The sequence below is a fragment of the Bacillus tuaregi genome (genome assembly GCF_900104575.1).
GTDB lineage: Bacteria > Bacillota > Bacilli > Bacillales > Cytobacillaceae > Bacillus_BD > Bacillus_BD tuaregi.
In genome coordinates this window covers 1302366-1314104 of the sequence record NZ_LT629731.1, presented here as the reverse complement: position 1 = coordinate 1314104, position 11739 = coordinate 1302366, and the positions used below count along the sequence as shown (strand labels likewise).

General features: G+C 38.9%; 11 protein-coding genes. 1 reads left to right on the top strand and 10 read right to left on the bottom strand.

All coding sequences use genetic code 11. The features are described from left to right. Window positions 1-22 precede the first annotated feature (22 nt). The 5 genes from treP to BQ5321_RS08510 all read right to left on the bottom strand — a co-directional run bounded on the left by treP (window position 23) and on the right by BQ5321_RS08510 (window position 4684). On the bottom strand, window positions 23-1450 hold the full coding sequence (gene treP / locus BQ5321_RS08525; RefSeq protein ID WP_071394093.1) for a PTS system trehalose-specific EIIBC component: 1428 nt from the start codon (window positions 1448-1450) through the stop codon (window positions 23-25). Window positions 1451-1718: 268 nt separating this feature from the next. Continuing rightward, window positions 1719-2942, bottom strand: a complete 1224-nt coding sequence (locus BQ5321_RS08520) for a serpin family protein (RefSeq protein ID WP_071394092.1) — start codon at window positions 2940-2942, stop codon at window positions 1719-1721. A 154-nt stretch (window positions 2943-3096) separates the two neighbouring features. Next, window positions 3097-3807 carry a class I SAM-dependent methyltransferase gene (locus tag BQ5321_RS08515; protein ID WP_071394091.1) on the bottom strand — a complete coding sequence of 237 codons (711 nt, stop codon included), beginning with the start codon at window positions 3805-3807 and terminating at the stop codon, window positions 3097-3099. A 287-nt stretch (window positions 3808-4094) separates the two neighbouring features. After that, window positions 4095-4229 (bottom strand): protein YhfH, encoded by a 135-nt coding sequence (yhfH, locus tag BQ5321_RS23700; RefSeq protein ID WP_084786696.1) that lies wholly within the window; start codon window positions 4227-4229, stop codon window positions 4095-4097. Between the two features lie 209 nt (window positions 4230-4438). Then, on the bottom strand, window positions 4439-4684 hold the full coding sequence (locus BQ5321_RS08510) for a heavy-metal-associated domain-containing protein (protein ID WP_071394090.1): 246 nt from the start codon (window positions 4682-4684) through the stop codon (window positions 4439-4441). Window positions 4685-5018: 334 nt separating this feature from the next. On the opposite strand from BQ5321_RS08510, the gene BQ5321_RS08505 reads away from it, so the two are divergent. Continuing rightward, on the top strand, window positions 5019-5585 hold the full coding sequence (locus BQ5321_RS08505; RefSeq protein ID WP_071394089.1) for an FAD-binding protein: 567 nt from the start codon (window positions 5019-5021) through the stop codon (window positions 5583-5585). A gap of 52 nt (window positions 5586-5637) precedes the next feature. On the opposite strand, the gene BQ5321_RS08500 is transcribed toward BQ5321_RS08505, so the two are convergent. From BQ5321_RS08500 to BQ5321_RS08480, 5 genes are all read right to left on the bottom strand, one after another. Beyond that, entirely contained in the window at window positions 5638-6708 is a 1071-nt protein-coding gene (locus BQ5321_RS08500) for a LolA family protein (RefSeq protein WP_071394088.1), read from the bottom strand. Then, entirely contained in the window at window positions 6698-8176 is a 1479-nt protein-coding gene (locus BQ5321_RS08495; RefSeq protein WP_071394087.1) for a HAMP domain-containing sensor histidine kinase, read from the bottom strand. Before BQ5321_RS08495 ends, BQ5321_RS08500 begins: the two co-directional genes overlap by 11 nt. Continuing rightward, window positions 8173-8883 (bottom strand): response regulator transcription factor, encoded by a 711-nt coding sequence (locus tag BQ5321_RS08490; RefSeq protein ID WP_390622148.1) that lies wholly within the window; start codon window positions 8881-8883, stop codon window positions 8173-8175. Before BQ5321_RS08490 ends, BQ5321_RS08495 begins: the two co-directional genes overlap by 4 nt. A 160-nt stretch (window positions 8884-9043) precedes the next feature. Further along, entirely contained in the window at window positions 9044-10564 is a 1521-nt protein-coding gene (locus BQ5321_RS08485; RefSeq protein ID WP_139187770.1) for a potassium/proton antiporter, read from the bottom strand. Window positions 10565-10856: 292 nt separating this feature from the next. Then, on the bottom strand, window positions 10857-11681 hold the full coding sequence (locus BQ5321_RS08480) for a TetR/AcrR family transcriptional regulator (protein WP_071394085.1): 825 nt from the start codon (window positions 11679-11681) through the stop codon (window positions 10857-10859). Window positions 11682-11739 lie beyond the last annotated feature (58 nt).

Sequence of the window (11739 nt, the reverse complement as noted above, 5' to 3'; positions counted from 1 at the left end):
ATGTTCCCCTCGTATTTGTATTTTATTTTCTTTTAAAATTAACCTTTGCCATGCCAGTCTTAGCGAAAATAACCGTAAGAATGAACGGAATTACTACTGCAACAGTCATTGCTAGTGCAAAAGTCAGCATATGCTGTGGCTGAATCGATAGGATTCCTGGCAGACCGCCGACACCAATCGAGTTTGCCATTACATTACTACCAACTGAAATAACCGCTGCAACTAGTGAGCCAATCATCGCTGCTAAGAACGGGAAGCCATATTTTAAGTTAATACCGAACATCGCCGGCTCCGTTACACCAAGGTAACAAGAGATAGCTGCTGGAATCGAAACCTGCTTTTCTTCTTCGTTCTTTCTGTTAATATAAATCATCGCTAAAACAGCGGATCCTTGAGCAATATTTGAAAGAGCAATCATTGGCCATAGGTTTGTTCCACCTAGCTCACTCATCAGCTGTAAGTCGATGGCATTTGTCATATGATGTAAACCAGTAATTACTAGTGGTGCATAAGCGAAACCAAAGATTGCTGCAAATAACCAGCCGAACGCAGATGTTAATCCAGAGTAAACAACATCAGAGATAAATGAACCGATTTGCCAACCTAGTGGTCCTAAAACAGTATGCGCAATTAAAACGGTCGGAACTAATGCAAAGAATGGAACCACAATCATCGAAATCGCATTTGGGACAATCTTCCGTAATCTCAGTTCAAGCCAAGATAGTAAGAGACCTGCAAGAATAGCCGGAATCACCTGTGCCTGATAACCAATCATTTCAATCTTCGCAAAACCAAAATCCCAGAATGGAATGTCTGTTGCACCGGCAACTCCATACGCATTAAGGAGCTGTGGCGATACAAGTGTAATCCCAAGAACAATTCCTAAAATCGGAGTAGCTCCCATTTTCCTTGCTACTGCCCATGTGATTCCAACAGGTAAGAAGTGGAATATCGCTTCCCCTATCAGCCAAAGAAACGCATGCGTTCCGGCCCAGAACTGTGATATCTCTACTAATGTTTTTGTTCCATCCTCAAACATTTTAATGTCTCCAATAATATTACGGAAACCGAGGATAAGACCCCCAACAACAATCGCTGGAATTAATGGTGTAAAGATGTCCGCAAGATGGGCAATCATTCGTTGTAAAACATTCATATTCTGCTTGGCTGCCTGCTTCACCTCATCCTTTGAGGTATCACCTACACCAGCAATCTTGATAAATTCATTATAGAAAGAAGCCACTTCGTTTCCAATAATGACCTGGAATTGCCCCGCTTGGGTAAATGTACCTTTTACAAGCTTAAGAGCCTCTATTTTTTCAACATCCGCCTTTTTCGGATCATTTAACACAAACCGCATTCTTGTTGCACAGTGTGTGACAACTGAAATATTATCACTGCCTCCAACATACTCTAGCAGTTCTTTTGCTGTTTGAGTAAAGTTACTCATCCTATTTCCTCCTCTTCAATCGAAGAATTCTATAATAGTGTTTCATGAACAACAATGGATTATGAATCCGCCTTCATCCTCATCTAACATGTATATACAAGTTTCTTGTGAACGTTTTCATTGTAACTTGTATATACATATCTGTCAATCACCTTTTTAAGTATATTAATATAATCTTAAACTGTCGTGAAAAAGGCTATACAACACAAAAAGAGTATGAGAGTCTATCAACTAGACTATTTCATACTCTTTTTTCATAATCATGGTCTCATTTACTTTCCATTTGTGGATTCTTCATAGCTCCCATAAATAGAATGGTGTTTGAATCATCCGTAATGACAAAGAAAAACGGCCGGTTTATTTCCATATAGAATGGACCGTCTGCAGGTGCAGAGGTTGTTTTCATTTCAACAGAGGTTGCAGCAGATGCTTCAGTCCCTTCCTCATTGACATCAATAAAGGTTTTTTGTTTCACCTGACTTATCCAAACAGGATTATCCTCCTGAATCATTTTTGTGAAATTTGCCCCTTTATCAAAGGCAGTAGTCATACCAAGCGTCTTTAAGGACTCATTTAACGATACCTCGTATTCTAGCTGAAACTTCGGCAGCCAGATGGTTCCCTCCTGATGATGAAATTCCTGATTCCACTTACCCCAATTAGCACTCGAAAGCATTGACTCAAATTCGGCTAAACTAGAGCCTGCCTTTGGCAGAAATATCTTCATACTCATTTCACCCTCCCCGTAAGGAAGGGAAACTGCCTGAAAAGAATCATTTTCTGTATATGCCATATTTTCACTGATTGTCATAAGTGGCCAATCCTTTACTGTTCCATCCTCCAGATAAAAAGGTCGTTCCTCTGTTAGCTTTGGATCAAATTCATTTTTCCAATTTCCCTTAAAGTAAATAGCGTTAATAAGAATCGCTACTAAATCAGACTTCAAAGGCTTTTGTACCATTTTTTCAATCGTACCTTTCGTCTTTTCCTTCACCCATTTATTAATTTTGTCTGCTGAACGGCTATCCGTTAGATCCATTGCTTCTGTCGCAGCATGATAATAATCAAACGTAGCATTAGAAAAATCTTCTTGAAAGTGAAATCTCTCATTTAACCAGATAGAATTGGCTATATTCACTTCCATACTCTTTGAATCCTTTTGAAGAATTGACATCAAAGATGCATTGGCTTGATTCAGCTCATCATCACTGATTCCTTCTGCCTGTAAGAGCTTCGCCAACTCCTCCCTTGTTTCCCCATTTGTACCGTTATAAATCATTGACAAAGCCATAAATAAACTAGTTGGTGATATAAAGGTATTGCCTGCTTCATCTTTTTCAATCTCGGACAGCAGTGTAAAACCTAATTGATTATTAGCAGGTGCTATTTTTTTATAATCATCCTTGCTAAACACTACCTGATTCTTACTAGAACAGCCTGCTGCCACAATCATGAATATGAATATGAATCCCAGTACCATTTTTTTCACCATACTCACCACTCTTTCCTCTTTACTATATTAGACTAGCTATCCGAGGAAAGGTTACAAAATAATAGGTTTTTTATGAAAAATGAATGGAATTGGTTTGCTAGCAATATGAGTATCTAGCAGCTAAATAGGAATCATTAATCGTTTTCTGTATATTCTATTTTCTCGCTACTACAACAAGAGCAGGCGAATGCTTTGAATATTCCTGTCGAGCAAAATTTCCGTATACCTGTTCCACTGTAAAACCAATCTCTTCAAGAACGGGTAATAACAGCTGTGCCGTAACAGGAATCAATGGAATTGAGTTAGAGAACGTATCATCATTTACGGTTAAATGAGTCGTAAACATGATTTTATCGTCCACTTTTTCATAAACCCTCTTGAAGATTAAGGAATCCTTTTGAATAACCGGAAATGAAAATTCTTCAACGGAAGCCAATACTTTTTCATAATTAACAAGCTGAAGAATAAATCTCTCATCGCTCTTCAGGCTATCGTAGCATTTCTGTATAAATAGCTTCAGTTCCTCTTGATTCTGTAGATGTGGAACAGTATTGCCAATACAATAGATTCCTTCCACCTTATCTTGTATTTGATTGATTTCCAGCATAGATTTGATATGAACAGGGACGGATACATTATTTTTAGCCGCCTTTTGACCAATATAATCTGCCATTGTTTCATCAGGCTCTGCCGCAATAACCTGTAGCCCCCTTTCAGTGAGCGCCACTGCCATATTTCCCGTACCAGCCCCAACATCTAATACGGCATCAGCCTGTTCAAAATAGGACAATAAAAAGGAACAAGCGGTCTCATTTACAGGGAAAATCTCATCATAAAATGGTGCCAAGCTCTTGTAAAACGCCATCAGAATAACTCCTTTCAACTAGAAGCGTCGAGATATTTCGATTGCTTCTTCCTGTTTATTTTTCTCCAAAAAACTACCATCAATTCATAACCATATGTAAGAACCAAACTGAATGGTGAACGATAAGGAAAATATAGCTAGTTTATTTCCATACATCGCCCTAAACTAGAGAGAATAGACGCGTTCTTCACTCCTCCATGTTACATTTTCAAGCAAGCGGCTTCAACGCAAAAAACCTCCAATTACAAGGAGGTTAAAACGATCATATCAGTATCGATTTGTTATGATTATTCCATCCTCTTTGACAAGCAGCGGTCACATTCCATCAAATAGGATTCTGCCTGTTCCTCAATCGGCTGTCCACACTCGGCACAAGTTTTATTCGGTAATTCTCTAAAAAATTCAATCGGATTTTGTAACATCTAACTGTCCCCCCTTTTTTGTTATACACAGAACACATCAGTTCAAACTGTTATAATACAGCATATGCAGATTACTCCAAAGGATGTGGATGAATTCCTTAGAAAATTAAAATCAACCAAAAAAAGATGTATTTTTATTAAGACGCCTTAAGGTGCGCGAAGTGGACGGAACGAAAATCAACACTCATCATGTCACGTTTAACAGAGCCTTAATTAAAAGCACTAAAACGATGTTCCCTTTGTATTTTTTTTACAACTTCAAAGCCATGCGCTTCAATTCTGCCTACGATATCCCTTGTGCTAACAAAGCTTTGCTTGAATTTCACCGTAATCTTTCCTTTTGGCAGCGTCCCCTTTACTGACTCGATTCCGCGCAAATTTTGGATGCACTGTTCAATCGCATGTAAATGATCAACATAACTGATTCCTTGTACATATAAAGTTAACTGTGTCATCTTTATCCCTCTTCCATTGTTAATGATTTGTATTTTTAAAAGCACTGTTACAATCTGTCATGTATGTTTTAAAACATGTAGCTTACTGTTCTTCTAATGTCATTATATGATAATGATTCTCATTATTAATTGATTAAGATCAATTTTTATATTTTTATTCGCAATCCTTCTAACCACTATAAGAGGTGAATAACTAGATTAATAGATCAACACTTGAAGCACCTCTTTCTTCCACCTAACAATTCACAAGGTTGTAAATATTTGGTCGGTTTACTTAGAATTGGTGGTATATACTGAAACTGGAGATTATTTTAGTAGAATAGGAGTGGTTGTAGTGAAGTATGATGTTGCGGTTATCGGTGGCGGGATTAGCGGGCTTGCTGCCGCTCTTTTTACAGGACATGCTGGTTTAAGAACGGTAGTGTTTGATAGCGGCCAATCCCAGATTAAAAAGGTATCCTCCATCAGAAATAACCTTGGAGCACCGGGGCTATCAGGGGATGATTTATTGTCGATCTATCAAAGTCAGTTAATCGATTTTGCCGAAATCAAGCACATTGCCGTAGAAACATTGAAGCAAGATGAGTCTGGATTTTCTTTAATAGCTGACGGAGAAGCCTATGACTGTGACTATGTTGTGGTGGCAACAAACCTAGATACAAGTCTATTGGAAGCCCTCAACTTTGACATCGGTGTAAATGAAAACATTAAGAGCGGAAAAATTAAAAAAATTGTCGGAGTGACTCAAGACGGCACCACCCATATTCCGAATCTTTACATTGCCGGGTTACTAGCCGGAATTCCTAGTCAAGTCATGGTTGCAGCCGGTCAAGGCGCAGCAGTCGGTATTCAAATAGCCCAGAAGGCTACTGGTGACAAATACATGTGGCACGATCAATAATCAAACAATGAAAAGAAAGTAAGCCCAAGGGCCACTTTCTTTTCATCTACTATTACTTACTTAATTCCATGTTTTCTGCTAATTGAACAACCTCTTCTATTGTCAGGTCAGGATGCTGAATCATAATGGAGTACCGTAAGCCGTTTTCATCCCAACTGATTGATTTGATTTCCTTCATATATTCTGCATTTTGTCCGCGAACTTTATAGTCACCCTCTTGAATTTCCATACCAGGTTCTTCTGGAGTTGGGAACACCGTTAACATAAAGGACGGGATATTTTCCTTTTTATATAGAATATTTACTTCGGTTCGATTGATTTCTCCCTTTAGTTCATACCATTCTACACTCTCAAGCTCAGCAGCACTGTCATGAAAAAGGAGAAAGGGTTCACCCAGTGCCTTTGCTGCCTCCTCCACAGACCCAGTCTGCGATTGGAATTCGGACTCCAAATCTTTTACTTCAACGTTTTCAGGAAGGTCCAAAGTAAAGGTTTCTTCTGTAAAATTAGGCGAAAATTGTATTTCGGTATATTCTATTTCCGAACGGATATCCCCTGCAATCGTGATCGACTTCAGGACAAACCAAGTTTTTTGGTCGACCCAAAACTCCATATCTCCTAAAATAGCATCCTTTGATTTTGCTGTTGCCTTTAAATGATACGTATCAAAATCCAGAATTTTTTTCTCTTCCGCTATTTCAATGGTATGAGTTTCCTTGATTCCATCAAACAACATCGTTAATTGTTCCTTTTGTGTCATCGTTGCTGTATTTTCATCCATAACTAAATCCAATCTATGTGCAACATCACTGCCTTCCTCGTATGACAGGATTTCCTTTCCATCATTGACCGAATAGGCAGTCGCATCACCCTTTAGCTTGTCAGTTGTAATAATCTTTCGTTTTCCATCCTTTCCGGCAAACTCCTCCAATTCCATTTCACCCATTAATTCCTTACCCTCATAATGCTTCATGACGGCCTTCCCATAATAAGCTTCAAATTTATTCTCGCTATCCAACACATTTGCAATAATATCCTCAGAAGAAGCTGCCATTTCCCCTGAACACCCCGCTAATAAGGTCATACTGACAAGTACTCCATATATTAGTTTTTTAATTTTCATTCATCAACGACTCTCTTTCTTGCAGCCAGCAGGCAACCAATGTTCCATATCCCTCTGCTGACCATAGTTTTATTTTCCCGCTATGTTTTTCAATCAGAATTTTCGCCACACTTAGACCGAGACCAGAGCTACCGCCTTGTCCCCTGGCATCCTCTCCTTGAACAAAAGGCTGAAACATTCTATCCTGCAGGTCTTTAGGGATTCCGATTCCTTCATTTTGAATGATGATAAGTGTCCCATCCTGTCGCCATCCTTCCACTTCCTGATAAAAGGGAGGAAATATCCAATTAGGCAAAGTCTCTGAACTTGAAATAGCTCCAAGCCAAATATGCCTGCCTTCCTTTGTATGACGGATTCCATTTGTCATCAAATTATCCACAATTCGTACCATGTGTTTGACACTCACTTCATAATAAGACTCTACAGCCTGTTCAACCTGTAAAACAATACCTTTTCTACGACAGGGCTCCTCATAGCCAGCCAATAGCATATCAAAAAACTCATCCCCGTCTACTATAACCAGCTCCACCTCTTCTCTTGAAGATTGAAGCGCCGTATAGACGCCTAAGTCATCGAGCATTTGCTTCATATAAGATAGCTTTTCAAAAAGGATCGTTTGATACTCCTGTCTCTCCTGTGCTGACAGTTGTTCTTGATTTTCTAATGCCTCAGCATAGGCTTGAATGACCGTTAGCGGAGTTTTCAAATCATGCGTTAAGGAAGCGACAATAAATTCCTTTTCCTTCTGCTGATTAGCTAGTTCTTTACGTGCTTGTTCAATTTGATCCTTCATTTGATAAAAATGCTGCAAGACCTCTCCAATTTCATCCTTGCTATGACGGACGGGCTCCTGTATTGTTTGTCCATTTGCGAAGGCTGTCATTTGTGTGCGTAGCTGCTGCAGCGGTCGATTCAGCTTACGATTCAGGAGAATAACAACTACAGTGTAGGTTATCGTGAAAAAGATCAGAAAAAGGATCCCAAGAACTAGGGAGCGCTTCTGCACCATTTCAATCCATTTCTCTCGGCCAATCGTCACTTCATAAATACCAACGAGCACGCCTTTATCAAAAACGGGCTTTTTATATGAATAGGTGCGTAAATTCTTTTGCACTTCATTTAAATTTTCATAGAGCTTCTCGAGGTTCGTTTGGTAAAATAAATCTGAAAATGGCTCTTGAATGGATGAATATAACGTCACACCATCTTGGCGGTACAAGGAAATTTTTATGGACTCATTTACCTGTTTCTCTATATGCTCGTAGGACTCCTCATTTTGAATTTCATAGAGCTGAATATCCTCTAATATTGGTTCTAGGCCTGTCAGTGTATTTCTAACCTCCATGAACTCAATTAAATCCTGCTTTTTATCATATTCGCTAATCATGAAGTATAACGTAAAGAGGGCCGCTACCGGAAGAAGCATAACGATAAAATAACTCAGCATTAACCAATATTTGATTTTCATGGATTGGGTTCACCTATAAAACGATAGCCGACACCCCATACGGTTTGGATATATTTAGCTGACTTCATTTCATCCTTCAGCTTTGTTCGAAGGCTTTTGATATGAACGGTTACCGTATGATTCCCGTTCTGGTCATCCTGCTGCCAAAGATGCTGAAAAAGCTCGGCTTTAGAGAACGTTTGAAAGGGATTTTTAGCTAAAAGAAAAAGCAAATCCTTTTCCTTCGCTGTTAATAACAACGGCTCATCGTAGTGGTAAACCGCTTCTTTTACAAAATCAATTTTTAAACCATCAAGATAGCTGGTTTGATTCTCCTCTTGGTCTTTCTTTAAATAGCGGCGGTATCTACGCAAATGTGAACTGATCCTGGCCTGAAGCTCCTCAAGACGAAACGGCTTTGTTACATAATCATCAGCCCCAATATCTAAGCCGTGAACAAGACTCTCCTGTTCATTTCTCGCACTAATAATCAGAACAGGTATCTCACTTTCGAGACGAATCCTTTTGCAAAGTGTGAATCCATCCATCTCCGGCAACATTAAATCCACCAGCACCAAATCGTACTCCTCCTGCCTGAAATCCTCCCAGCCCTCCTTCCCGGTCGAGGCCCAAGTCACAAAATACCCTGCCTTCCGCAGGAAGTCACATACAATTCTCGCAATCTCACGATCATCCTCTACAAGCAAAATACGTTCATTCACAACCATCACCAGAACCCTTTCACAAGATCTATTATAAACACTAACATTTCTGATTCTTATAAATTTATAAATACTTAATAAATGATAACACAAACAAGCATGGGTACGGTTCTCTCGCTTCCGAATTCGAAAGCAGGAGAACCGTACCCATGCATCCTTCATATTTCTACTCAATCGCCTTTTTTAGAATATCTTCTTCGCTCGCTGGAATCTTTTCTTCAGTGGGCTGCTTTTCCTTTTTCAACAATTGCTTTACCTTTTGAAGGTCTTTTCTTTTTGTTAAGATATAGAGAAAGTCACCTTCTTTTAAAACTGTATTTCCACTTGGTGTTATTAGTTTGTCGTCACGAATCACCGCATTAACCAGTGCACCCTTAGGGAATGGAATCTGATTTAAATTTTGGCCAAGAATCTCAGCATTCCCCTCCATTTCATAAGCAAGCATCTCTGCATCTGCTTTTCCTAATGAAAGCAACTCGATAGAATAGATAGGTGTTGCTTTTTGAGGTCCGATAAGCTTTAATCTATGTGCTAACGGAGTAATGGTTGAACCCTGGACAAGACAGCTAATCAGGACAACAAAAAATACAATATTAAATATTTCCTGACCCCCGTCAACATTTGCTAAAAGAGGATAGGTCGCCAGTACAATTGGTACAGCTCCCTTTAACCCAGCCCATGATAAAAAGAGCTTCTCATTATGAGTGAATCCCATCTTTAGCGTTGAAAGGTAAACAGCTACAGGTCTTGCCACCAGCATGAGAATTGCGGAAATAATAACCCCTTTCAACATAATTTCTCCTGTAAATACCTCTGCCGGAAAGACCAAAAGTCCCAAAATTACAAACATAGAAATTTGCATCATCCAGGCAAAACCTTCGGAAAACCTTACAATAGAATGTTTATAGGTAATATCAGCATTTCCAATTAATATCCCCGCAATATAGACGGCAAGCAAGCCGCTGCCTTTTAAGGATGCCGTAATTCCATAGGTTAGAATGACGAACGCTGAAGCAAAGACAGGATAAAGTCCACTGGAATCTAAACGTATTCGGTTAAGACCCCAAATCGCCAGCTTTCCAAATAATACCCCTAGCAATGCACCTAAGCCCATTTGTAAAAGGAACGATCCCATCAACGTGAAGAAATTAGAGTCAGGAACCGTTATCAGTTGAATAATGGCCAATGTTAAAAAAACAGCCATCGGATCATTAGACCCTGATTCTGCTTCCAAGGTAGCGCCGATTTTCGGTTTAATATTCTGTCCCTTTAAGACAGCAAAAACGGCAGCTGCATCGGTTGATCCAATAATAGAGCCTAATAAAAAGGCGGTCAGCCAATCTACGCCCATGATAAACTTGACTGGAATGGCAACGAGTGCTGTGGTGATGAAAACACCGATAGTAGCGAGAGAGATGGAGGGGGTGATGACGGAACGAATGGTATTCATATTCGTCTGGAGGCCGCCCTCAAAAAGAATAATTATAAGAGCTAGTACACCAATCATTTGGGCAACATGGGCACTATCAAAATAAACAAAATTCCCCAGCAGCATCCCAACAAGAATAAATAGAACGAGGGACGGTACGCCAAGACGTGCCGATAATTTGGTCGTGATAACACCCGCTAGAAGTAAAACGGAGATAAGCAGAATAATCGCATCCGTATTCCAAACATATGCATCCAATGATATGTTCACCTTCTTTCCAAAGTTATATATTTTTTCTATCATTAATATATTATCATACAAATATGTTCAATATATAACGTAAACTACTGAGATTTCATCATTCCTTCAGCTAGGTTAGCAATGTCATCCATCGAATTTAGATTCGAATTGTTTTTCTCGCTCACTCATTTAAAAAATGGGTCTCCTAATCATTTACCACTAGCATTTCTTGAATCGAAGAACCATTAGCATTCATCCCCCTCTTGTAGAAGTGGAGGACATCTACTGAATGAAGTTCAAGCCATGCCGTTCAATGATTACGCAGTAAATAAGCAATCCATTTACAATGTGGATGATGACGTATATTTTCAAGCAGACCTTTGACAATCGCAGGATTGAGATTCGATTCAAGGACATGCTGTTTTAGCAGGATCAATGATTCTTTCTCGATTGAATCCTCCATTTCAGTTATTTTTTGCTCCATTAATTCAATAATTTGTTCCTTTGTGAAGCGGTCATGTGACGGCTGCTTCATTATTTGAATCAGCTCTCCAGATAGAAACGAAATGGTAGTATGCTTCGCAAGAATCATAGTTTTTTCCACAAGCGACATCGACAACTGCTTTAAATCAAGTGGAGTATCCTGAAACAATAGCAATTTTGAGTAAATACTCATAAAGCTTTTAACACAATACATCAAATCATATTTTATTTCCCGAACTACATCCCCATACAGTCGTTCAATCATGGAAAGAATTAATGATTCTATTAATTGATCATAGGAATGCATTTTACCAATTAATTCCTCGTTTAACGTGTGTGATTGCTCCTTTATCAGGATTTTGGCAAAATCAGAATGCTTCTGAAACGTATGAAATATCGTGTAATAGAATCCATATAGTAAGTTATCATTTGTGTTTGTATTTTTGACTATGTAGTCAATATCTGAAATAATTTGGATCATAAAATAGTCAATCAATGTTAGTATTAACTCATCCTTTGATTTGAATGATAAGTAAAAAGCCCCTTTCGAAATCCCACAATAATCCGTAATTTGCTTAATTGAAGTAGCCTCAAAGCCCTGTTTAGCAAAAAGTTCTAGGGCCTTTTCCATTATTAATTGCTTCTTTACCATATTGATTTCAACTCCCCTAATCATTGACAAATGACCGACTAGTCATTAGTATAAATAC

Coding starts and splice junctions, on each gene's coding strand:
- treP (WP_071394093.1), bottom strand. CDS start 1,450: ATGAGTAACTTTACTCAAACAGCAAAAGAACTGCTAGAGTATGTTGGA.
- BQ5321_RS08520 (WP_071394092.1), bottom strand. CDS start 2,942: ATGGTGAAAAAAATGGTACTGGGATTCATATTCATATTCATGATTGTG.
- BQ5321_RS08515 (WP_071394091.1), bottom strand. CDS start 3,807: ATGGCGTTTTACAAGAGCTTGGCACCATTTTATGATGAGATTTTCCCT.
- yhfH (WP_084786696.1), bottom strand. CDS start 4,229: ATGTTACAAAATCCGATTGAATTTTTTAGAGAATTACCGAATAAAACT.
- BQ5321_RS08510 (WP_071394090.1), bottom strand. CDS start 4,684: ATGACACAGTTAACTTTATATGTACAAGGAATCAGTTATGTTGATCAT.
- BQ5321_RS08500 (WP_071394088.1), bottom strand. CDS start 6,708: ATGAAAATTAAAAAACTAATATATGGAGTACTTGTCAGTATGACCTTA.
- BQ5321_RS08495 (WP_071394087.1), bottom strand. CDS start 8,176: ATGAAAATCAAATATTGGTTAATGCTGAGTTATTTTATCGTTATGCTT.
- BQ5321_RS08490 (WP_390622148.1), bottom strand. CDS start 8,883: ATGGTTGTGAATGAACGTATTTTGCTTGTAGAGGATGATCGTGAGATT.
- BQ5321_RS08480 (WP_071394085.1), bottom strand. CDS start 11,681: ATGGTAAAGAAGCAATTAATAATGGAAAAGGCCCTAGAACTTTTTGCT.